Source organism: Nocardioides bruguierae, assembly GCF_023656415.1.
Classification (GTDB): Bacteria; Actinomycetota; Actinomycetes; order Propionibacteriales; family Nocardioidaceae; genus Nocardioides; species Nocardioides bruguierae.
This window is the reverse complement of sequence record NZ_JAMOIL010000008.1, coordinates 187,718-209,448: the sequence shown is the minus strand read 5'-3', so window position 1 is coordinate 209,448 and position 21,731 is coordinate 187,718. Positions and strand designations below refer to the sequence as shown.

At 74.4% G+C, this 21,731-nt stretch carries 20 protein-coding genes; 14 read left to right on the top strand and 6 right to left on the bottom strand.

Annotation, left to right across the window (positions count from 1 at the left end):
• Positions 1 to 25: 25 nt before the first annotated feature.
• From M8330_RS07875 to M8330_RS07865, 3 genes are all read right to left on the bottom strand, one after another.
• Positions 26 to 1,327 carry a Dyp-type peroxidase gene (locus tag M8330_RS07875; RefSeq protein ID WP_250826877.1) on the bottom strand — a complete coding sequence of 434 codons (1,302 nt, stop codon included), beginning with the start codon at positions 1,325 to 1,327 and terminating at the stop codon, positions 26 to 28.
• A complete protein-coding gene (locus M8330_RS07870) occupies positions 1,327 to 1,935 on the bottom strand; it encodes a copper chaperone PCu(A)C (RefSeq protein ID WP_250826876.1) in 609 nt (202 codons plus the stop codon). The genes M8330_RS07875 and M8330_RS07870 overlap by 1 nt, the downstream gene beginning before the upstream one ends.
• A 115-nt stretch (positions 1,936 to 2,050) precedes the next feature.
• Entirely contained in the window at positions 2,051 to 2,788 is a 738-nt protein-coding gene (locus M8330_RS07865) for a hypothetical protein (RefSeq protein WP_250826875.1), read from the bottom strand.
• A gap of 612 nt (positions 2,789 to 3,400) precedes the next feature.
• On the opposite strand from M8330_RS07865, the gene M8330_RS07860 reads away from it, so the two are divergent.
• From M8330_RS07860 to M8330_RS07850, 3 genes are all read left to right on the top strand, one after another.
• Positions 3,401 to 5,569 carry a DEAD/DEAH box helicase gene (locus M8330_RS07860; protein ID WP_250826874.1) on the top strand — a complete coding sequence of 723 codons (2,169 nt, stop codon included), beginning with the start codon at positions 3,401 to 3,403 and terminating at the stop codon, positions 5,567 to 5,569.
• Positions 5,570 to 5,696: 127 nt separating this feature from the next.
• A complete protein-coding gene (locus tag M8330_RS07855; protein ID WP_250826873.1) occupies positions 5,697 to 6,692 on the top strand; it encodes a DUF389 domain-containing protein in 996 nt (331 codons plus the stop codon).
• Positions 6,693 to 6,794: 102 nt separating this feature from the next.
• Entirely contained in the window at positions 6,795 to 7,685 is an 891-nt protein-coding gene (locus M8330_RS07850; RefSeq protein WP_250052981.1) for an SDR family NAD(P)-dependent oxidoreductase, read from the top strand.
• 24 nt (positions 7,686 to 7,709) lie between these two features.
• Here the strand turns inward: M8330_RS07850 and M8330_RS07845 are convergent, their stop codons facing one another.
• Together M8330_RS07845 and M8330_RS07840 are read right to left on the bottom strand one after the other, a co-directional pair.
• Positions 7,710 to 8,162: a pyridoxamine 5'-phosphate oxidase family protein gene (locus M8330_RS07845; protein ID WP_250826871.1), complete on the bottom strand. Its 453-nt coding sequence runs from the start codon at positions 8,160 to 8,162 to the stop codon at positions 7,710 to 7,712.
• Entirely contained in the window at positions 8,162 to 9,937 is a 1,776-nt protein-coding gene (locus M8330_RS07840; protein WP_250826870.1) for a dolichyl-phosphate-mannose--protein mannosyltransferase, read from the bottom strand. Before M8330_RS07840 ends, M8330_RS07845 begins: the two co-directional genes overlap by 1 nt.
• A 91-nt stretch (positions 9,938 to 10,028) precedes the next feature.
• Here M8330_RS07840 and rsmI point away from each other — a divergent pair, with 91 nt between their 5' ends.
• From rsmI to M8330_RS07790, 9 genes are all read left to right on the top strand, one after another.
• Positions 10,029 to 10,907: a 16S rRNA (cytidine(1402)-2'-O)-methyltransferase gene (gene rsmI / locus M8330_RS07835; protein ID WP_250826869.1), complete on the top strand. Its 879-nt coding sequence runs from the start codon at positions 10,029 to 10,031 to the stop codon at positions 10,905 to 10,907.
• Positions 10,908 to 10,945: 38 nt separating this feature from the next.
• Positions 10,946 to 11,818 carry an alpha/beta fold hydrolase gene (locus M8330_RS07830; RefSeq protein WP_250826868.1) on the top strand — a complete coding sequence of 291 codons (873 nt, stop codon included), beginning with the start codon at positions 10,946 to 10,948 and terminating at the stop codon, positions 11,816 to 11,818.
• On the top strand, positions 11,815 to 12,747 hold the full coding sequence (locus tag M8330_RS07825; RefSeq protein WP_250826867.1) for a TatD family hydrolase: 933 nt from the start codon (positions 11,815 to 11,817) through the stop codon (positions 12,745 to 12,747). Before M8330_RS07830 ends, M8330_RS07825 begins: the two co-directional genes overlap by 4 nt.
• Positions 12,748 to 13,243: 496 nt before the next feature.
• Positions 13,244 to 14,383: a resuscitation-promoting factor gene (locus M8330_RS07820; RefSeq protein WP_284704387.1), complete on the top strand. Its 1,140-nt coding sequence runs from the start codon at positions 13,244 to 13,246 to the stop codon at positions 14,381 to 14,383.
• Between the two features lie 68 nt (positions 14,384 to 14,451).
• A complete protein-coding gene (gene rsmA, locus M8330_RS07810; RefSeq protein ID WP_250826866.1) occupies positions 14,452 to 15,420 on the top strand; it encodes a 16S rRNA (adenine(1518)-N(6)/adenine(1519)-N(6))-dimethyltransferase RsmA in 969 nt (322 codons plus the stop codon).
• A complete protein-coding gene (locus M8330_RS07805; protein WP_250826865.1) occupies positions 15,417 to 16,367 on the top strand; it encodes a 4-(cytidine 5'-diphospho)-2-C-methyl-D-erythritol kinase in 951 nt (316 codons plus the stop codon). The genes rsmA and M8330_RS07805 overlap by 4 nt, the downstream gene beginning before the upstream one ends.
• Positions 16,367 to 18,169, top strand: a complete 1,803-nt coding sequence (locus M8330_RS07800; RefSeq protein ID WP_250826864.1) for an ABC-F family ATP-binding cassette domain-containing protein — start codon at positions 16,367 to 16,369, stop codon at positions 18,167 to 18,169. Before M8330_RS07805 ends, M8330_RS07800 begins: the two co-directional genes overlap by 1 nt.
• Before the next feature lie 18 nt (positions 18,170 to 18,187).
• Positions 18,188 to 18,970, top strand: coding sequence for a trans-aconitate 2-methyltransferase (locus M8330_RS07795; RefSeq protein ID WP_250826863.1), 783 nt, complete (start codon positions 18,188 to 18,190; stop codon positions 18,968 to 18,970).
• 104 nt (positions 18,971 to 19,074) lie between these two features.
• Positions 19,075 to 19,896 carry a patatin-like phospholipase family protein gene (locus M8330_RS07790; protein ID WP_250826861.1) on the top strand — a complete coding sequence of 274 codons (822 nt, stop codon included), beginning with the start codon at positions 19,075 to 19,077 and terminating at the stop codon, positions 19,894 to 19,896.
• A 38-nt stretch (positions 19,897 to 19,934) separates the two neighbouring features.
• On the opposite strand, the gene M8330_RS07785 is transcribed toward M8330_RS07790, so the two are convergent.
• Positions 19,935 to 20,453, bottom strand: coding sequence for a MarR family winged helix-turn-helix transcriptional regulator (locus tag M8330_RS07785; protein ID WP_284704385.1), 519 nt, complete (start codon positions 20,451 to 20,453; stop codon positions 19,935 to 19,937).
• Positions 20,454 to 20,922: 469 nt separating this feature from the next.
• Here M8330_RS07785 and M8330_RS07780 point away from each other — a divergent pair, with 469 nt between their 5' ends.
• Together M8330_RS07780 and M8330_RS07775 are read left to right on the top strand one after the other, a co-directional pair.
• Positions 20,923 to 21,174 (top strand): metal-sensitive transcriptional regulator, encoded by a 252-nt coding sequence (locus M8330_RS07780; RefSeq protein WP_250052996.1) that lies wholly within the window; start codon positions 20,923 to 20,925, stop codon positions 21,172 to 21,174.
• Between the two features lie 56 nt (positions 21,175 to 21,230).
• A complete protein-coding gene (locus tag M8330_RS07775; protein WP_250826860.1) occupies positions 21,231 to 21,713 on the top strand; it encodes a hotdog fold domain-containing protein in 483 nt (160 codons plus the stop codon).
• The last annotated feature ends 18 nt before the right edge of the window (positions 21,714 to 21,731 follow it).

Below are 21,731 nucleotides of genomic sequence, written 5' to 3'. Positions count from 1 at the left end.
GGGGTCTCCTGGGGTGCGGGCGGGCTCACGTGGCGAGCAGGTGCTGGGCCACGGCCTCCCCGTCGGCGGCGCCCGGGGGGACGGCGTAGACGGCCGAGCCGATCGTCGTGATCCACTCGTTGAGGCGGTCCAGCTCGGCCAGGCGCTGCTGCACGGGGACGAACTGCTTCACCGGATCTGCAGCGTAGGCGATGAACACCAGCCCGGCGTCCTCGCCGCTGGGTCGTGACACGTCCGGGACCGTGTAGTTGTACGGACGACGCAGGAACTTCTCCTCCGGCGTCCGGGCGGTCGCCCGCGCGATGTGGCTGGCGGGGTCGATGACCTTGAACCCGAGCTCGTCGGTGGCCGAGAAGTCGGCCGTGTCGTGCTCCTTCGTGCCGGTCAGCGGGGCGCCGGTGTCGAGCCGACGTCCCACCGTGTTCTCCCGGCCCGCGCGGTCGACCTTGTCCCAGGACTCCATCCGCGCCCGGATGCGGCGCACGATCATCACGCTGCCGCCCTCGAAGCCGCTCTCCTCCGACCAGATCAGCCGGGAGAAGTCGTCGTCGGTCTCGGCGGGGTTCACGGTGCCGTCGACCTGGCCCATGACGTTGCGCACCGTCGTGCCCTCGGCCTCGGTGCCGACGGCACGGCGGTAGCCCTCCTGCATCCACCGCACGTCGGCGAAGGCGCGGGAGTCCTTGAGCAGCATCCGGCGGCAGTGGGCCAGCGTCAGCGGGTCGTCGCAGCAGATCTGCACCGCCACGTCCGTCTGTCCCCAGGCGTCCTCGAGCCGGTCGGTGGAGAACGCGGGCAGCTCCTCCAGCGTCATCGAGGTGCCGGAGAAGTGCTCGCGCACCACCCGCGGCCCGAACCCGAAGGTCACCGACAGGCTCGCGGGCCGCTCGGCCAGCTCGGGCTCGTTGTCGGCCAGTGCGGCCACGCCGCGCGAGAGGCGGGAGGCATCGTCGGAGAGCAGCCGCATCATCCGGCCCAGCGCCTCGCGGTCGACGACGTCGTGCAGGTCGAGGCCGAGCAGGGTCAGGTAGGCCTGCGGGGGCGTGGCCACGCCGGCCTGGTGGGCGCCGTGGAAGGCCACGGTGCGCATCCCGACCTCCGGCCGGCTGCCGGCAGCGCTGCCGTCGGTGGTGGTGGCGCCGGTCGCGGTGGTGGACGCGGCGGGGCCGGTCGCGCCGGTGGCGGCACTCGCCGCCACCCAGCCGACACCGGTGCCGCCGAGGGCGGCGGCACCGGTGCGCAACAGCTGGCGCCGACCGAACCCGCGCGCCCGGCGGGGCTCGTCGGCCCCGTCCGGGACGTGCTCGGGGGTGTGGTCGGCGCTCATCAGGAGTCGCTGCCCTCGCTCATGTCCGTGCCGGACATGTCGGAGTCCTCGTCCATCCCGTCGGAGTACTCCTCGTCCGCGCCGGTGTACTCCTTCACGACGGCGTCCACATCGAGCGTGGAGTCGTCCTCGAAGGTGAGGGTCACGGTGACGGTGTCGCCGGGCAGCAGGTCGTCGGAGACGCCCATCAGCATCACGTGGTCGCCGCCGGGGGCGAGCTCGTGGCCGTCGCCGGCGGCGAGGTCGAAGCCGCCGTCCTTCTCCTGCATCTGCATCGAGCCGTCGTCGGTCTCGACGGTCTCGTGCAGCTGGACCATCGAGGCCGCCTCGGTGGTCGCGGAGACGAGCACGGCGTCGGCGTCCCCGTCGTTGGTCAGGGTGCCGAACATGGCGGTCATGTCGCCCGCGTCGACGGCCTTGACCCACGGGTCGGTCACCGTGACGGAGGACGCCTCGGTGCTGCTGCTCGTGGTGCTGCTGGTGGAGGTGTCGCCGGCGGCGTCCGTGGCGGCGTCGTCGGAGCCACAGGCGGTCAGGCCCACGCCGGCGGTGAGGGCGAGGGCGGTCAGGGGTGCGAGCGCGCGCAGGCGCGCGGTGGTGCTGGGCATGGGTGGTCCTCGTGGGGTGTCGTCCTGGCGGCGCACGCAGGTGCGCCGGTGGTGGGAACCGCAGGACCGGGGCGCGCCGGAGGACCCCGGTGGGGCTCGACGTGCGGCGGCCTGCTCAGGCGACGGTGGGCGGTCCGCGCAGGACCGGCACCGACCGGGCCCACCCGGAGACCGGCGCGGGCACCACGAGCGCCGCGGACCACGTCCGCGAGCAGGGGGTCAGGACGGCGGCCACCGCCGCGGCCCGACGCAGCAGCGCCACCGGCAGCACGAGCCGCCGTCCGGTGAGCGCGAGCACGGTGAACAGGGCCTTCTCGCCGACCGCGAGCCACAGCCCGACGGCCACGGCCGCCAGCGTGTGCGCCAGCATCATCGGCGCGTGCGCGGTCATGTCGGCGACCAGGTGGGCGACGGGCAGCGCGGGCGCGACGTGCGCGACGTCCGCCGTGCCGGACCAGGCCTCGGCCAGGGAGCCGACCCGGTGTCCGTCGACGGTCGGCAGGGTCGGGCCGCCGGCCCCGGCGACCGGGCCGTGCGTGGCCGCGGTCGTGGTGGCGTCCCCGGCGTGGCCGGCGGTGAGCGTGAGCGCCAGGTGGACGCCGGTCTGCCCCAGCACCGTCAGCACCACGATGCGCAGCGCGGACGCCGGCCGGGCCAGCGCGGGCGCCACGAGCACGATCGTGGCCACGAGCAGCCCGAGCATGGCGCCGGGGCCGGGGAGGAGTCCGGCGGCGCTGGTGTGGCCCACGGTGCCGAGGAGCAGCACCAGCGAGCCGAGCAGCGCCGCCCGCGACCACAGCGCCCCGGGGCCGACCTGGCCCTCGCGGCGGGTGCGCGGGGTGCTGCTGCTCACGACGGAGGAGTCTCGCACGGCCGCGCGGGGCCGTCCGAGTCGGCAGGACCTGCGACCCGGGTGCGCGGGCGCCGCGGCCAGGGCGGTGCTCCGGCCCCCGACCGCGGCGTCCTCGATCACCCCTGCGGGTGGAGGAACCACCCGGATGTGGTGACTCGCTCGAGGACACCTTCACCGTGCCCCGCCGCCGGCGGGTTCATCTCACCCGGCCGGGTGCCGTCCATACAGGCCGGACGCTGGTCCGGTGGGCGATCCACAGGTCCCACCCAGTTCTCGCGTCGATGCACGCGAGGTGGGTGAGTGTGAGAGCATGGTGGTAGTCGCAGCGAGGCTCCTACCCCGGGAGCCGCCGACCCGAGGTGCCGGCAGGCGCCGGGACCCTGGGTCGCACACCTCGCCGACCACCTCTCCTCGGCCCTGTCGTCGTCTCCACGACGACCGGTCCGTCGGACCCGTACCCGGGCGCGACGCCCGGGGCCCGGTGGTCGACCCGGTGCCCGGCGCACGTCGGCGAGCGCTGCGCGAGAAGCCTGCCTGCCGCGTCCGAGGAGTGGGACCTCGGGCGCAGGTGCCGACCGGTCGAGCCCTGAGGGCTCGGCGAAGGAGGAGCCAGTGGCTCGACGAGCCCCACGACGCTCGCAGAACGGACGCTCGCAGCGCCGTGTGCGCGACCTGGACAACGAGGGGATCATCCCCGTCCTCGCCCGCGCCGTGCGCGAGGTCGAGAACGCTGCCCAGCGCGGCCCCGTCTCCGGGTCCGGCCGCACGAAGTTCCAGGTGGTGGCCCTGCTGGTCCGCGAGGAGCGGGCCCGGCTGAAGGCCGACACCGAGAGCACGGAGTCGCAGCGGGCCGAGCAGCTCAAGCGGCTCGACGGCATCGCGACGATCCTGGCCAAGACCGGCACCCGCGACACCTCGCTGCTCCAGCTGCTCGCCGAGGACGCCGAGATCGGTGCCGACGCCCGGGCGCTGCGCCGGGAGATGATGGAGCGTGCCGGCCTCGAGGTGCCGGACGAGCCGGCCCCGGCCCGCCGCAGCGGCCCCGACGGCCTGGAGGGCACCGAGCACCGCCGCGTCACGCCGGCCTCGGTCGTCTCCCGCCGCCTCTCGAACCCGTTCCTCAAGCCGGACTTCACCGGCGTCCCGCTCCAGGCCCGCCCCCGCCGCCTCGCCGGCTGGGAGCTGCTGGGCCCGCTGTTCCGCAGCTTCGAGTACGGCGGCGCGTCCGCCTGCATGCCGCTGCCCGAGCCCGACTCGCTGCGCGCGCCCGGCACCGCCACGCTGATGAAGCACCAGGCGCAGGTCATCGAGGCCGCCGCGTCCGGCCACCGCACCTTCCTGCTCGCCGACGAGCCCGGCCTCGGCAAGACGGCCCAGGCGCTGCTCGCCGCGCAGGCCGCCGACGCCTACCCGCTGCTCGTGGTCGTGCCCAACGTCGTGAAGACGAACTGGGCCCGCGAGGCCGAGCGCTGGACGCCGGGCCACCCCGTCACCGTGGTGCACGGCGACGGCGACGACATCAACGGCTTCGCCGACATCGTCGTGGTCAACTACGAGATCCTCGACCGGCACGTCGGCTGGCTCGGCGAGCTCGGGTTCCAGGGGATGGTGGTCGACGAGGCGCACTTCATCAAGAACAAGACCTCCCAGCGCAGCCAGCACGTGCTGCACCTCTCCGAGAAGATCCGTGCCCGCGGCGGCCGCCCGCTGCTGATGGCGCTGACCGGCACCCCGCTGATCAACGACATCGAGGACTTCCGAGCGATCTGGCAGTTCCTGGGCTGGATCGACGACGTCGCGCCGCTCGGCCCGCTGGCCGAGTGCCTCGACGAGCTGGGCCTCAACCCCGCCGACGGTCCGCAGTTCTACGGCGCCGCCCGCACCTGCGTGGTGAACCAGGGCATCGTCCGGCGCCGCAAGGTCGACGTCGCCGCCGACATCCCCGCCCGCCGCGTCGCGGACCTCCCCGTCGAGCTGGACGACGCGCTCGGCCGCTCCATCAAGGCCGCCGAGGCCGACCTGGCCAAGCGGATGGTCAGCCGGTACCACACGGCGCTGGAGACGCGGATCTCCGGGCGCACCGTCGAGGGCATCGACCACGAGCTGGTCCGCCGCGTCGCCGGCTGGGAGCTGGAGGACTCCTCCGGCAGCGCCGACGGCGAGAACGTCTTCTCGATGGTCCGGCGCATCGGCCAGGCCAAGGCGGGCCTCGCGGCCGACTACGCCGCCCAGCTGGCCCGCAACGTCGGCAAGGTCGTCTTCTTCGCCAAGCACGTGGACGTCATGGACACCGCCGAGCGGCTCTTCCACGAGCGCGGCATCCAGTACTCCTCCATCCGCGGTGACCAGACCCCCGGCGTGCGGCAGAAGAACATCGACGCCTTCGTCGAGGACCCGGACGTCGAGATCGCCGTCTGCTCGCTCATGGCCGCCGGTGTCGGCCTGAACCTCCAGGTCGCCTCGAACCTGGTGCTCGCCGAGCTCTCCTGGACCGACGCCGAGCAGACCCAGGCCATCGACCGCATCCACCGGATCGGCCAGGACGAGCCCGTCACCGCCTGGCGCGTCATCGCCGCCCACACGATCGACACCCGCATCGCCGAGCTCATCGACTCCAAGGCCGGCCTGGCCGCCGTGGCGCTCGACGGCTCCGACGAGGAGGTCGGCTCCTCCGGCGACGTCCAGCTCGAGGCGCTGGTCTCCCTGCTCACCTCCGCCCTGGAGGCCGAGGAGAAGGCGCAGGTCGGACGCCGGCGCAAGCGCTCCGTCATCGCCCGCTGACCCCGCCGGCCGCCACCCGCCCCTCACCGGACGGGTGGCGGCCGCGGCACGTGCCTTGTCGGCGACGGCCGCGGCGCGGGAGCCTCCGCTCGTCGGCAGCCGGCCGACGGCGAGCGAGGGGGGTCCGGTGTCGCTGAGAGGTCTCGTCCTGCCACCGCAGCAGCGCCGGACGCTGGAGGAGATGACCACCGAGCTCGACCTGCGGGTGGGGGACCGGCGCAGCCGGCTCACCGCCTACTGGACGATGCTGACCCTCTCCGGCACGATCGCGGCCGCCGGCGTCCTCTCCGACTCCACCGCGACCGTCATCGGGGCGATGATCATCGCCCCGCTCTCCACCCCGATCATGGGCACCGCGCTGGCCCTGACCAAGCGGCAGCGCGGCGGCACCGCGGTGTTCGTCCTCGGGGGCGTCGTGGTCGTCGTGCTGATCGGCTGGCTGGCGGCGCTCACCGTGCCCGACGGCTACGACCTGCTCGCCAACGCGCAGGTGGCCGGTCGCACCTCGCCCAGCCTGCTCGACATGGTGGCCGCGATCGCCACCGGCCTGGCCGGGGCGGTCGCCCTGGCCCGCAAGGACCTGGCCGCCGTCCTCCCGGGGGTCGCCATCGCGATCTCGCTCGTGCCCCCGCTCGCCGTCGTCGGGATCTGCCTCGGGCTGGGTCGGTCCGACCTCGCCTGGGGCGCCGGCCTCCTGTTCGTCTCCAACGTGCTGGCGCTCGTGCTCGCCGGCACCCTGGTCTTCGCCGTGCTCGGCTACGCCGTGCCCGCTCCCGGTCACGGCCGCACCCGTGCCCGCACCTACGTGCTGCTCACCACCCTCGTCCTGCTGGTGAGCCTGCCGCTGGCGCTCAACACCACGGTCGCGTGGTTCGTCGACACCTGGACGCGCGACGTGGAGCGTGCCGCCACCGCGTGGGTCGCGGACGTCGACGGGGCCACGGTGACGGGCGTGGAGCTGCACGGGTTCACCGCCGTCGTCTCGGTGACGGCACCGGGCGACCTGCCGCCGCACCAGGACCTGCTGGACCTGCTGGACGTGCCGGAGTCGATGGGCATCCGCCTCGAGGTGGTCACCGGCCACGAGGTCGAGGTGCGCGAGGTGCTCTCGAGCTTCGAGTAGCCCCGCCGGTGCTCCCGCCGCGAGCGGGACGACGAGGGTGCGACCACGAGGGCGCGACTACGAGGGTGCACTGGCTGAGGGTGCACTGGCTAGCGTGGGCCCATGCCGCTGCTCCCCTCCGCGCCACCGCTGACGCTGCCCGACCTGACCGGCTCGACCTACGTGGTCACCGGCGCGAACTCCGGCCTCGGGCTGGAGACGACGAGGGCGCTGGTGGGCGCCGGGGCGCACGTGGTGCTCGCGGTGCGTGACACCGAGCGTGGCCGGCAGGCCGCCGCGTCCGTGACCGGCCCGGGCTCCACGCAGGTGCGGGCCCTCGACCTGGCCGACCTCTCCTCGGTGCACGCGTTCGCGGACGCCTGGGACGGGCCGATCGCCGGCCTGGCGTGCAACGCCGGGATCATGATGGTGCCCGAGGGGCGCACCGCGGACGGCTTCGAGCGGCAGATGGGCACCAACCACCTGGGCCACTTCGCGCTGGTCAACCTGCTCCTGCCGCGCGTGACGGACCGCGTCGTGGCGGTCTCCTCCCTGCTGCACCGCGGCCCGCAGGTCGACCTCGACGACCTCGAGCTCGCCGGCGGCTACACCCCGACCCGGGCCTACCAGGCCTCCAAGCTGGCGAACCTGCTGTTCGTGCTCGAGCTGGACCGGCGCCTGGTCGCCGCCGGCTCGCCGGTGCGGGCGCTGGCCGCCCACCCGGGGTATGCGGCCACCCATCTCCAGAGCCACCACGCCAGCCGGCTGGCCGTGGCCGCGATGGCGATCGGCAACGCGGTCGTCGCCACGTCCGCGGCCGAGGGCGCCCGCCCCACCCTCATGGCGCTCACCGACGACCTGCCCGGCAACACCTTCGTCGGCCCCACCCGTCTCGGCGGCACCCGTGGTGCCCCGGGCCCGGTGGGACGGTCGGCGGAGGCGCTCGACACCGCCACCGCGGCGCGGCTGTGGGAGGTCTCCGAGGCCCGGACCGGGGTCACCTGGCCGCTGTGAGGCGCGACCGGTGGGGGAGCGGCCTCAGCCGGCCAGCCGCGCGCCGAACACGAACCGGCAGTCGGTGAGGCGCAGCGCCACCCGCTCGGGGTTCTCCCGCGGCTGGCGGTACCGGGCGGCGTAGCGCTCGACGGCACGGGTGACCTCGGCCGGGTCGTCGACGACCTCGGCCTGCGCCTCGAGGGTCGACCAGCGTGCCCCGTCCACCTGGCAGGCGGCCACGAAGGAGTCCAGCGGGTCGCCGGAGGCGGCCGCGGCGCGCAGCGTGCGCACCTTGCGCGACCCGCCGCCGGCGATCACCCACGCGCAGCCCCGCTCGGGGTCCAGCGCGACCCCCACCGGGACGACGGCGGGGCGGCCGTCGGGGCGACGCGTGGTGAGCGTGCACAGGTGCCGCTCGGTCCAGAAGGCCGCGAGGGCCTCGGGCAGCGGCTCCCAGCCGCCGTCCGGTCGTGTCGACGGGCGCAGCGACGCCATCAGATCCACCTCTCGAACCAGATGCGGCCCAGCCACTGCGAGTGCGTCAGCAGCTGGTTGGTGAAGATCGGCCAGAACCACGCGAAGTTCAGCAGCACCAGCACCACGAACGAGCCGCTGACCACGACCCCGATCGTGCGTCGCGCCGTGGGCTCGCGCGAGGGCCCGATCAGGTGCCCGATGCCCAGCGTCACGCTCAGCACCAGGAACGGCAGCGTGAGGATCGCGTAGAAGAGGAAGATCGGGCGCTCGTCGTAGAGCAGCCACGGCAGCCACGTGGACGCGGTGCCCACGACCGCCACGCCGTGGCGCCAGTCGCGGGCCAGCACCCACATCACGCACGAGAACAGCAGCGCGATGCAGCCGCCCCACCACAGCACCGGGGTGCCGATCAGCAGCACCTGGCGCAGGCAGTCGCTGCCCTCGGGGGCGGTGCAGCCGCGGGTGCCCGGCTCGATGCCGGTGTCGGCGGCGACCCCGACGGAGCGGTTGAGGAAGAGCCAGCCCGACGGCTGCGACTGGTAGGTGTGGGTCGCGCAGTTCAGGAAGTGCGTGTGGAACGTGTAGACGTCCTGGTGGTAGTACCAGAGCGAGCGCAGCGACTGGACGACCTCGCCCAGCCCGCTCGCGTCCGGCTCCGTGGCGGTGGGCCAGCGCGCGTCGGGGTCGGGGTCGTCGGAGACGAACGACTCCCCGTCGCAATGGCCCGAGCCGGTGAACTGCGTGTACTGGGTCGAGGAGAGGTGCTCCTCGTACTGCGAGGCGTGCACCAGCCAGCCGGTCCACGAGGTCACGTAGACCACGAGCGCGACCAGCACGAGCTGCGAGAACGCGCCGAGGCCGTCGACCAGCGCCGAGCGCAGCCAGGCCCCGCGGACCCCGAAGCTGCGCCGCGCGCCGGCGCTCCACAGCCACACCAGCACGCCGAACGCTGCCAGCGGGTACGCGGCGGTCCACTTCGTGCCCGCGGCCAGGCCGAAGCTCACCCCCGCCACGATCAGCCAGGGCCGCAGCAGCAGCCCGCGGACGGGTCCGAAGCCGCCGTCCACCTGGGCCGGCAGCCGGTCGGCGAGGCGGCGCCGGAACCAGTCGCGGTCGGCCGCGATCGCCGCCACCGCGCAGAGCAGGAAGAACGCGCAGAAGATGTCGAGCAGCGCCAGCCGCGAGAGCACGAACTGCATCCCGTCGAGCATCAGCAGGACGCCCGCGACCAGCCCGAGCGTCAGGGAGCGGGTGAGGCGGCGCACCAGCCGCACCATCACCACGATCATCAGCGACCCGATCACGGCGGCGGCGATGCGCCAGCCGAACGGGTCCATCCCGAAGAGCTTCTCGCCGAGGCCGATCAGCCACTTGCCGACCTCGGGGTGCACGATCATCGACGGCTCGCCGTCCCACAGGCCGCGCACGGTGCCGTCGAGGATCTGGTCGTTGGCGTCGTCCACGTACCCCTGGACGTAGCCGTGGTTGATCAGCGACCAGGCGTCCTTGGCGTAGTAGGTCTCGTCGAACTCGAACTCCGCCGGGCGGCCGAGGTGCCACAGCCGCAGGAACAGCGCGAGCAGCCCCAGGGCCAGCGCGGAGGCCCACGCGATCACCGGGTCCTCGCCACGCAGCCGGTGCCGGGCGCGCTGCCACGCCGAGGGGACGCCGGACCCGCCGGCGCTGCGGGAGAGCAGCTGTCGCTCGGTCGACCCCTGTGTCGGTTCCTGGGCCGGTCCCTGGGCCGGTCCTGGGCGCGGTGCTGCCTCGCCCTCCGGCGCCTGGGTGCTCACGGCGGGCATCGTACGCAGCGGCGCCTGACCGGGCCCGGCGCATCGCCCTGCCGAGATCGCCCTCCTCGTCCGCAGGAGGCAGGATGGCGGCGTGCCCGGAACCGACAGCAGCGACAGCCCCGCCGGCCGCCTCGTCCTCGCCGCGACCCCCATCGGCCGCGTCGACGACGCCCCGCCGCGCCTGGCCGCCGAGCTGGTGCGCGCCGACGTCGTGGCCGCGGAGGACACGCGTCGCCTGACCCGGCTGCTGCGCGAGCTCGAGATCGAGGCCCCCGGGCGGCTGGTCTCGTACTTCGAGGGCAACGAGTCGGCCCGCACCCCGGTGCTGCTCGAGGCGCTGCTGGACGGCGAGCGCGTCGTGCTCGTGACGGACGCGGGCATGCCCAGCGTCTCCGACCCCGGCTACCGCCTCGTCGCCGCGGCGGTCGAGCACGACGTGCCGGTCACGGCCGTGCCGGGCCCCAGCGCGGTGCTGACCGCGCTGGCCGTGAGCGGCCTGCCGGTCGACCGGTTCTGCTTCGAGGGCTTCCTGCCCCGCAAGGCCGGCGAGCGGTCGCGCCGCCTGGCCGGCATCGCCGCGGAGGAGCGGACGATGGTCTTCTTCGAGGCCCCGCACCGCACCGAGGCGGCCCTGCGCGCGATGGCCGAGGCGTTCGGCGCCGACCGCCGCGCCGCCGTGTGCCGCGAGCTGACCAAGACCCACGAGGAGGTCGTGCGCGGCGGGCTCGGCGAGCTGGCCGACTGGGCCGCCGAGGGGGTCCGCGGCGAGGTGACCCTCGTCGTCACCGGCGCCGAGCCGGTGGCCGCCGTGGGCAGCGACCCGGCCTCCCTGCTCGCGGCCGTCGCCGACGCCGAGGCCGAGGGCACCCCGCGCAAGGACGCGATCCGCGAGGTCGCCCGCCTGGCCGGCGTGCCCAAGCGGGTCGTCTACGACCTCGTGCACAACCCGTCCGCCTGGCCCCCGGCCTGACACCCGAGCCCCCGAGTCGCCCCCAGATCGGAGCCACGATGGACCGCCTCACCGAGGTGACGACGCCCGACGGCCTCGTCCTCGACGTCACCGACACCGGACCGCTGGACGGCACGCCCGTCGTCCTGCTGCACGGCTTCCCCGAGCGCGCGACCTCCTGGCGGCTGGTGGCCCCGCTGCTGCACGAGCGGGGCCTGCGGACCTTCGCCGTCGACCAGCGCGGGTACGCCCCGCGGGCCCGGCCGCGCGGGCGCCGCGCCTACCGGCTGAAGAACCTCGCGGACGACGCCGGGGCGGTCGTGGCCGCCGTCCGCGCCGCCACCGGGCAGCCCGTGCACGTGGCCGGCCACGACTGGGGCGCCGCCGTCGCCTGGGCGGTGGCCGCGCGACCCGGGCTGGTGGCCTCCCTCACCGCCCTCTCGGTGCCGCACCCGGCCGCCTTCGTCCGCTCGTTCACCCGCTCCGACCAGGCCCGACGCTCCTGGTACATGGGCTTCTTCCAGCTTCCCCGCGTGCCCGAGGCCCTGGCCCGCAGCGCCGGTGGACCGCTGGAGAGCCTGCTGGCGCGCACCGGCATGACGACGCCGGAGCTGGCCCGGTTCCGCGCCGAGGTCGTGGAGACCGGTGCCCTGACCGGCGCCCTCGGCTGGTACCGCGCGCTGCCGCTGGCGCCGCCGAGGGTGGGCCGCGTCCGCGTGCCCACCACGATGGTGTGGTCCGACGGCGACGACGCCATCGGCCGTGCCGCGGCCGAGGGCTGCGAGGACTTCGTGGTGGGCGAGTACGAGCTGGTCGTGCTGGGCGGCGTCACGCACTGGATCCCGACCCAGGCGCCCGAGGCCGCCGCCGAGGCGATCGCCGCCCGGGTGCGGGGAGACCTGGAGACGCAGACGGACGAGGAGCAGCAGTGAGCGAGCAGGACCAGGGGGCCGTCCGCAGCCGCGCGGCGACCAGCGAGGACGGCGCCCGGCGCAACCGCGAGCGCCCGCCGGCACCGGAGCCGCTGCCGCACCCGGTGGTCGACAACCACTGCCACCTCGACATCGCCGACGGCGACTGGCTGGCCACCGCCGACGCCCTCGCCGCCTCGGCCGCGGTGGGCGTGCCGCGGATCGTGCAGATCGGCTGCGACCTCGAGGGCGCCCGCTGGGCCGTCGAGGCCGCCGCGACCCACGACGACCTGGTGGCGGGCGTGGCCATCCACCCCAACGACGCCGCCGTGCTGGACGAGGCGGGCGAGCTGGACGCGGCCCTGGCCGAGATCGAGCGCCTGGCCGGCGCGCACGAGAAGGTCCGCGCCGTGGGGGAGACGGGGCTCGACTACTTCCGCACCGGGCCCGAGGGCGTGGCCGCGCAGAAGCGCTCCTTCGCCTTCCACGTCGACCTCGCCAAGCGGCTGGACCGCACGCTGGTCATCCACGACCGCGACGCCCACGCCGACGTCCTGGACCTGCTGGACGCGGAGGGCGCGCCCGAGCGCTGGGTCATGCACTGCTTCTCCGGCGACGCCGCCTTCGCGCGGGCCTGCCTCGACCGCGGGGCCTACCTGTCGTTCGCGGGCCCGGTGACGTTCAAGAAGAACGACGCCCTGCGCGAGGCGCTGCGGGTGGCCCCGCAGGACCGGGTGCTCGTGGAGACCGACGCCCCCTACCTGACGCCGCACCCCTACCGCGGGCGCCCGAACGCCTCCTACCTCGTGCCCGTCACGCTGCGGGTCATGGCCGAGACCCGCGGTGAGGACCTGGGCGAGCTGTGCGCGGCGATCGACGCCACCACCGACCGGGCGTTCGGTGGGCCCTGGGGAAGCGCTGCGGGACGCGCGGCGGGGAACGGGCGCTGAGGCCTCGGCCGCCGGCCTCGTCCGTCACACCCACCACAGGCGTCACAAACGCTTGCTCCCGGGATGCCCGTCCTGCCGTGAACCACCCGTGAAGATCGTCACCGGCGTCCGGGGCGCGTCCCATCCGGGCGACCGTCGCGGGACGGGCCCGCGCAAGGTCACGAAAAGATCACGTCCGTGCAGGTCGGGACACGGGTCCGGGTGTTTGCGCAGGTCGGCGACCACCCCCGGGGAGCGGCACATCGGGGTGAGAGGTCGTCCACAGGCTGTGGACATCAACTTGCGCTCACCGGGACTCGCTGGTCTTCTGGGTCGCTGACAGCCGGGTGGGCGCGCACCACGCACCCACCGGCGGAGCCCTCTCGTGCAGCCGGACGGTGCACCCACCGCGCCGGAGGAGCGAGAGCGGCCACGGGTCCTGCCCGCGGCCGCAGCCGGCCCGCCGGTCGCCTTGCCCGGGTAGCTCGACGTTCGGAGAACTGTGCAGCACTCGCTGATGACCCTGGCCCGCAGCCGCGCCCTGCTCGTCGCCCTCGCCACCGTCGTGGTGCTGGCGCTCGCAGGCACCACGGTGGGCTACGCAGCCCTCGGCAAGACCGTGACCCTCAGCCTCGACGGCTCCACCCAGACCGTGGACTCCCGTGCCGACACCGTCGGCGAGCTCCTCGACGCCGAGGGCGTCGAGGTCGGCCCGCACGACGTCGTGGCGCCGGGCGTGGACGAGTCGCTCGAGGACGGCACCGCCGTGACCGTGAAGTTCGGTCGCCAGCTGCACGTCGAGGTCGACGGCGAGAAGAAGAGCTACTGGGTCACCGCGACCGACATCGGCTCCGCCCTGGACGAGATCGGCCAGAGCTACGGCAACGCCGACCTCTCGCTCTCCCGCGGCGGCACGCTCGACCGCTCCGGCGCCACGCTCTCCGTGGTCACGCCGAAGAAGCTGACGCTCAAGGTCGGCGCGAAGAAGCCGGTCACCCGCACCTACACCGTCTCCACCGTCCGCGAGGCGCTCGCCGCCGCCGGCGTGGAGCTGGACGGCCGCGACTCGGTGAAGCCCGGCCCGCGTGCCGCCGTCGAGAGCGGCGACCGGATCGTCGTCACCGACATGGAGGTCCGCAAGCGCACCGTGGCCGAGGCCATCGGCTTCGACACGGTCGAGCGCGAGGACTCCTCCTCGTTCGAGGGCACCGAGACCGTCGTGACCGACGGTGTCTCCGGCAGCCGCGACGCGACCTACCGCGTCCTCTACCGCAACGGCGAGGTGGTCAAGCGCACCCTCGTGAAGGCCGTCGTCACCACGGAGCCGGTCGACGAGGTCGTCGAGGTCGGCACCAAGGCGCGACCCGAGCCCAAGGCGACGAAGTCGAGCACCGCCACCAACTTCGCCTCCGGCAGCACCGTGTGGGACCAGCTCGCCCAGTGCGAGTCCGGCGGCAACTGGGCCATCAACACCGGCAACGGCTACTACGGCGGCCTCCAGTTCAACCTCAGCACCTGGCAGGCCTACGGCGGCACCGGTCTCCCGAGCGAGAACAGTCGCGAGACCCAGATCGCCATCGCCACCAAGCTCCGTGACGCCAACGGCGGCTACGGCGCCTGGCCCGGCTGCGCGGCCTCGCTCGGCCTGCCGACCTGATCGGCGCCTGATCGGCGCCCGTCGCCGCCGAGTGCGGTCGACGGCCCCGGGCCGACTAGCCTGACCCCATGACAGACACCTCCGCCGGTCCGAGCCTGCTCGGGCCGGCGGAGGTGCGTCTGCTCGCGGACGAGCTCGGCCTGCGCCCCACCAAGCAGCGCGGCCAGAACTTCGTCATCGACCCGAACACCGTGCGCCGCATCGTGCGCGAGTCCGGCGTGGGCGAGGCCGACGTCGTCGTCGAGGTGGGCCCCGGGCTGGGGTCGCTGACCCTGGCGCTGCTCGAGGTGGTGCCGCGGGTCGTGGCGATCGAGATCGACGACCTGCTCGCCTCCCGGCTCCCGCGCACGATCGCCGAGCGCGCGCCCGGTCGCGAGGGTGACCTCGAGATCGTGGGTTCCGATGCCCTCAAGGTGGACGCCCTGCCCGGCCCGCCGCCCACGGCGCTGGTCGCCAACCTGCCCTACAACGTCTCGGTGCCGGTGCTGCTGCACCTGCTCGCGCTCCTGCCGTCGCTGGAGCGGGGGCTGGTGATGGTGCAGGCCGAGGTCGCCGACCGGCTCGCCGCGAAGCCGGGCTCCAAGGTCTACGGCGTGCCCTCGGTCAAGGCCGCGTGGTTCGCCGACGTCCGCCGCGCCGGCGCGATCGGCCGCAACGTCTTCTGGCCCGCACCGAACGTGGACTCCGGGCTCGTCGCCTGGACCAGCCACCCGGCACCGCTCGGCCCCTCGGGCGGCCCGGTGCGGCGCGAGGACGTCTTCGCCGTCGTCGACGCCGCGTTCGCCCAGCGCCGCAAGGCCCTGCGCGGGGCCCTGCGGGCCATCGCCCCCGCCGCGTCGGTGGACGAGGCCCTGGCGGCCGCGGGCGTCGACCCGCTGGCCCGGGGTGAGAGCCTGGTCATCGACCACTTCGTCGCGGTCGCCGAGGCGCTCGCCGCCACCGGGTGGTCCGCCACCGCCAGGTCGGGCAAGGCCCGGACCCGGGCCACCGACAGCCAGGAGAAGAGCCCCGGGTCACCGGGGGAGGAGAACGCGTGAGCCTGCTGACCGACGAGCCCCTCGGCCCCCGGGTCACGGTGCGGGCGCCGGCCAAGATCAACCTCTACCTCGGTGTCGCCGCGCTGGCCGCGGACGGGTTCCACCCGCTGACCACCGTCTTCCAGGCGGTGGGGCTCTACGACGACGTCACCGTCAGCGAGGCCACGGAGTGGTCGCTGCGGGTCGTCGGCGACCCGCGCCTGGACCTGGACGCGGTGCCCACGGACGACTCCAACATCGCGCTGCGCGCCGCGCGCCGGCTGCTCGCTCACCACGGCATGGAGCACCGGGCCGCCGCGATGACGATCCACAAGTCCATCCCGGTGGCCGGCGGCATGGCCGGCGGCTCGGCGGACGCCGCGGCCGCCCTCGTGGCCGTCGACCGCGCCCTGGACCTCCAGACCTCCGACGACGACCTGCTGGCCATCGCGGCCGAGCTGGGCAGCGACGTCCCCTTCTCCCTCCTCGGTGGCACCGCCGTGGGCCGCGGCCGCGGCGAGCAGCTGGAGGACCTCGAGGACGCCGGCGGCTGGTGGTGGGTCGTCGTCGAGAGCGACGAGGGCCTCTCGACGCCGGCCGTCTACCGCGCGTTCGACGAGCTGCACGCCCAGCAGGGCACCGAGCCCGACCCGCACGCGCTGGAGCTGCCGACCACGCTGGTCGAGGGCCTGGTCAACGCCCAGGTCGACCTCGTCGGCGTCACCCTGTGGAACGACCTCCAGGAGCCCGCGCTCCACCTGCGCCCGGACCTGCGCCGCACCCTCGAGGACGCCGGCTCGTGCGGCCGGGGCGCGGTGCTCTCCGGCTCCGGTCCCACCGTGCTGGTGCTGTGCGCCAGCCGCGAGGAGGCCGACGCGGCCCGCGAGAAGCTGGCCGGGCTGGGGCACGAGCGGGTCACCGCCGTCCCGGCGCCCGTCGCCGGCGTCCACGTGGTGGAGCACGCCTGATGGCCGCCCCCGTGAACCTGCTCAACCTCGAGAAGGTCTCCAAGTCCTACGGCGTCCGCCCGCTGCTGAGCGAGGTCTCGCTCGGCGTCGGCTCCGGCGACCGGATCGGCATCGTCGGCCGCAACGGCGACGGCAAGACCACGCTGCTGCGGGTCATGACGGGCCAGGAGGAGCCGGACGACGGCCGCGTCTCGGCCCAGCGCGGGCTGCTCGTCGGCTACCTGCACCAGGGAGACCGGCTCGACGACACCCACTCGGTGCGCGAGGCCGTCCTCGGTGGTCGCGCCGACCACGAGTGGGCCGCGGACTCCCGCACCCGCGAGGTCGTCACCGAGCTGCTGGCGGGCGTCGAGCTCGACCGCGCCGTCGTCGGGCTCTCCGGCGGCGAGCGCCGCCGCTGCGCGCTGGCCTCGCTGCTGCTGGCCGACGACGACCTGCTCGTCCTCGACGAGCCCACCAACCACCTCGACGTCGAGGCCGTCGCCTGGCTGGCCCGGCACCTGGCCCGCCGCAGCTCCGCGCTCGTCGTCGTCACGCACGACCGGTGGTTCCTCGACGAGGTCTGCCAGTGGACGTGGGAGGTCCACGACGGCGCCGTCGACGTCTACGAGGGCGGCTACGCCGCCTTCACCCTCGCCAAGGCCGAGCGCGCCCGCCAGGCCGCGGCCACCGAGGAGAAGCGGCAGAACCTCGTGCGCAAGGAGCTCGCCTGGCTGCGTCGCGGCGCCCCCGCCCGCACCTCGAAGCCGAAGTTCCGCATCGACGCGGCCAACCAGCTCATCGAGGACGAGCCGCCGCCGCGCGACCGGCTCGAGCTGGAGAAGTTCGCCACCCAGCGCCTGGGCAAGGACGTCGTGGACCTCGAGGACGTCGACCTGGTCCGCGGCGACCGGCGGCTGCTCGAGCGCGCCACCTGGCGCATCGGCCCCGGCGACCGGATCGGTCTCGTCGGCGTCAACGGCGCCGGCAAGACGTCCGTGCTCAACCTGGTCTCCGGCGCCGTGCCGCCGTCCGCGGGCCGGGTCAAGCACGGCCGCACCGTCGCGCTCGCCCACCTCACGCAGGCGATCGACGAGGTCGACCCCGAGGCCCGGGTGCTGGCCACGATCGAGCGCACCAAGGCCGAGGTGAGGACCGTCGGCGGCCGCGAGCTGACCCCGACCGCGCTGCTGGAGCAGTTCGGGTTCACCGGCGACCGGCTCACCGCGCGCCTGGGCGACCTCTCCGGCGGCGAGCGCCGCCGCTTCCAGCTGCTCAAGCTGCTGCTGGAGGAGCCCAACGTGCTGCTCCTCGACGAGCCCACCAACGACCTCGACATCGAGACGCTGCGGGTGCTCGAGGACTTCCTCGACTCCTGGCCGGGCACGCTCGTCGTGGTCTCCCACGACCGGTACTTCCTCGAGCGCGTCACCGACGCCACCTGGGCGCTGCTCGGCGACGGCCAGGTCTCGCTGCTGCCGCGTGGCGTCGACGAGTACCTCGAGCGGCGGACGGCCCTCCTGGCCGCCCAGGAGCGCGCCGAGGCCGCCTCCCCGGCCGCTCCCGGGGCTCCGGCCGGGTCCTCCGCCGGCCGCGCCAAGGCCGGCTCCGCCGACGAGCGGGCCGCGCGCAAGACGCTGGCGCGGCTGGACAAGCGGCTGGAGCGGATCGGCGAGCGTGAGGCGGAGCTGAACGCCGCCGTCCTGGAGCACGCCACCGACCACGAGCGGCTCGCAGGCCTCTCCGCGGAGCTCTCCGCGCTGGCGGCGGAGAAGGACGACGTCGAGGCCGAGTGGCTGGAGGCCGCCGAGCTCCTCGAGTGAGGGGACGGGCGGGCGGACGTGCGCAGCGGTGACTGGGACCCCGGGCACTACCTGACGTACGCGGACGAGCGGGCGCGCCCGTTCCTCGACCTGCTCGCCCGGGTGCCGGCGTCCGCCCCGGGTCGTGTCGTCGACCTCGGCTGCGGGCCCGGGACGCTGACGGCGCTGCTGGCGCGCCGCTGGCCGGACGCGCACGTGCTCGGCGTCGACGCGAGCGCCGCCATGGTGCAGCGGGCGCGCGAGCTGGAGGGCGTCGAGGGCCTCGAGGTCCGGCACGCGGACCTGCGCGACTGGGCGGCCGAGCCCGGCGACCCGGTCGACGTGCTCGTCACCAACGCCACGCTCCAGTGGGTCCCTGGGCACCTCGCGCTGCTGCCCACGCTGGTCTCCCGGCTCGCCCCCGGCGGCCTGCTGGCGCTGCAGGTGCCCGGCAACCAGGACGCGCCCAGCCACGCCCTGCTGCGCCGGCTGGGCGCGCGGGAGCCGTACGCCGAGCACCTCGTCGGCGTGGCCTTCCCCCGCGCCCACGACCCGGCCGACTACCTGGAGGTCCTCGCCGGTGCCGGCTGCACCGTCGAGGCCTGGGAGACCACCTACCTGCACGTGCTCACCGGCCCCGACCCGGTCCTCACATGGGTCAGTGCCACCGGGGCCCGGCCGACCCTGGACGCGCTGCCCGACGACCTGCGCCCGGCGTTCGTGGAGGCCTACCGCGCGGCGCTCGCCGAGGCGTACCCGCCGGGGGAGCACGGCACGGTCCTGCCGTTCCGGCGGGTCTTCGCGGTGGCCCGCCGCGGCTGAGGCGCGTGCCGGCACGGCCTCAACCGCGCCCGATCACGGCCGATCAGGACTGGGACCAGCCGCCCCCGATGCCCCCGCTGTCGCCCGTTGCCCAGGAGGTGCCCGTGCAGACGAACCGTGACGTCCTCGTCCTCACCGGAGGCGCCTCGCGCGGCGCCGTGCAGGTCGGCATGATGCAGGCCCTGGCCGAGCACGGGGTGCGCCCCGCCGGCTTCGTCGGCACCTCCGTGGGCGCGCTGAACGCCACCTACCTGGCCGGCCACGACCCCGTCGACGGCCCCGACGAGCTGGCCGAGCACTGGCTGCGGCTGCGCTCGCGCGATGTCTTCCCCGGCAGCCACTGGGGCCGCCCGCTGCACGTGCTGCGGCACCGCACCTCGCTCTACCGCACCGAGGGCCTCGAGCGGCTCGTGGACGCGTGGACGACGGCCCGCCGGCTGGAGGACCTGCCCGTGCCCGTGCGCGTGTGCACCGCGCGGCTGGAGACCGGGGAGGCCGTCTACCACGACACCGGCCTGCTGCGGTCGGTCCTGCTCGCCTCGACCGCCCTGCCGAGCGTGTTCCCGCCCGTCGTCCTGCCGGGGGACGACGGCTTGGCGGGCACGCACGTCGACGGCGGCATCGGCGACCTGGTGCCGCTGGCCGGCGCGGCCGCCCTGGCGCCGACACGGGTGTTCCTCCTCGACGCCACCGTGGGCCCGCGGAACCGGCCCCTGCGGCACCCGATCGACGTGCTGCTGGCTGCGCTGTCGGTCTCCATGCGCATCCGTCCGCGGGTCGACCTGGCCGGGGTGGAGCTCGTGCACCTGACCGCCCCCGACCTCGACGTGCGGATGCACGACTTCTCGCGCACCGCCGAGCACGTGCGGCTGGGGCGCGAGCACGCGCGGGCCGTCCTGGGCGGCGTGCGCGACCTCGCGGTCTGACCTCGCTGTCCGGGTCCGCTGCCCGGGCCCGCGCGGCCTCAGGCGTGCGGCGTGCCCGAGAAGGGCACCAGGAGCGTGCGCAGCAGGTCGGCCAGCTCCTCGTGGCGCTCGGCCGGCAGCGAGGCCAGCAGGACGCGCTCGGCGTCCAGGAGGCGCGTGAAGGCGCTGTCCACGACCGCGCGGCCCTCGGGCGTGAGCCGGACCAGGACGCCTCGGCGGTCGGCCGGGTCGGGGTGGCGCTCGACGAACCCGCGGGAGGTGAGCCGGTCGACGCGGTTGGTCATGGTCCCGCTGGTCACGAGCGTCTCGCGGATGAGCCGGCCGGGGGAGAGCTCGTAGGAGCCGCCGGCGCGCCGCAGCGCGGCCAGCACGTCGAACTCCCAGGCCTCGATGCCCTCGGCGGTGAACGCCTCGCGGCGGGCCAGGTCGAGGTGGCGGGCCAGTCGGCTGATCCGGCTGAAGACCGCGACGGGGGCGATGTCCAGGTCGGGGCGCTCGCGGCCCCAGGCCTCGCTCAGCTCGTCGACGTCGTCCCGCACCCGACCAGTGTAGGCCATGCCGCGGACCGTCGAGATTCTCGACGTCGAGACAATCTCGGTCGGTGCGGGGAGGGGTGTGGGGAGGTACTGGGGTCGTTCGGGCTTCCGGGCTGGACCGGTCTACTACGCTGTGAGGTCGTGAGGACCTTGTCGGAGCGTCGCGGACGTTCCCGCCAGGACGTCATGGGACGCTTGTCGTCGAGCGATCTGCCCGAAGTTGGGCAAATCTCCGAGAATCCCCCACGGGGTACCCGGATGCTCGGCAGGCTGAGCACCACCCTGTCGTTCGGGCGACAGGTGATCACTGACACCTCTCTCACCAGATGCCCGTGCGGGCATAACCTCGACCCACGGGGAGCGTTGGAGAAGTGTTGGGCGTCGACCGGAGAACGACACGGGGGAGTGCGGGAGACCGGACCGGCGACTGGCGGCTCGACATGGGGTCGAGCCACAGACAGATTCCCGCAGCAGAGAGGCACCACCCGTCATGGACAGCAAGCCTGAGCTCGTCAGCGTCGTCAACCGCCTGCGCCGTGCGCAGGGTCAGCTGGGTGGCGTGCTGCGCATGATCGAGGAAGGTCGCGAGACCGACGACGTGCTGAGCCAGCTCAAGGCCGTCTCGCGCGCCCTCGACCGTGCCGGCTTCGCCCTCATCGCCACCGAGCTGCGTCGCTCGCTGGCCGACCTCTCGGAGGAGGAGGTCGCTCGCCTCGAGCGCAGCTTCCTCTCCATGACCTGACGGTCGGTTCGCACACGCAAGTTACCGATCGGTAGATCCGTTGTAGGCTGGCTCACATGAGCTCGGTCCACGCGCTGTGGCGCACCACGACGAACCTGCCGGTCGTCGGCCCCGTCCTCGGCAAGCGGGTCTTCTCCCTCCTCTTCGGGCAGAAGGCCCCCTACTTCGCCACCATCCGTCCGCGGTTCACCGTGCTCGAGCCCAACCGGGCCGAGCTGGTGATCCCGCTGCGTCGCGGGGTGAAGAACCACATCGGCACCCTGCACGCCATCGCGCTGTGCAACGGGCTCGAAGCGGCCATGGGCGCCCTGGCCGAGGTGACCATCCCCGCCGACAAGCGGTGGATACCGAAGGGCATGGACGTGGCCTACACCGCGAAGGCCAGCAGCGACGTCACGTGCGTGGCCGAGACCGACCCGGAGCAGTGGACCTCGGACGAGCCGGCCCTCGACGTCCGGGTCCGCGGCACGCGCACCGACGGCACCGTCGTCATCGAGGGCGTCATCCACCTCTGGGTGACGCCGCGCAAGAAGGACTGACCGCGCACGCACCAGCGC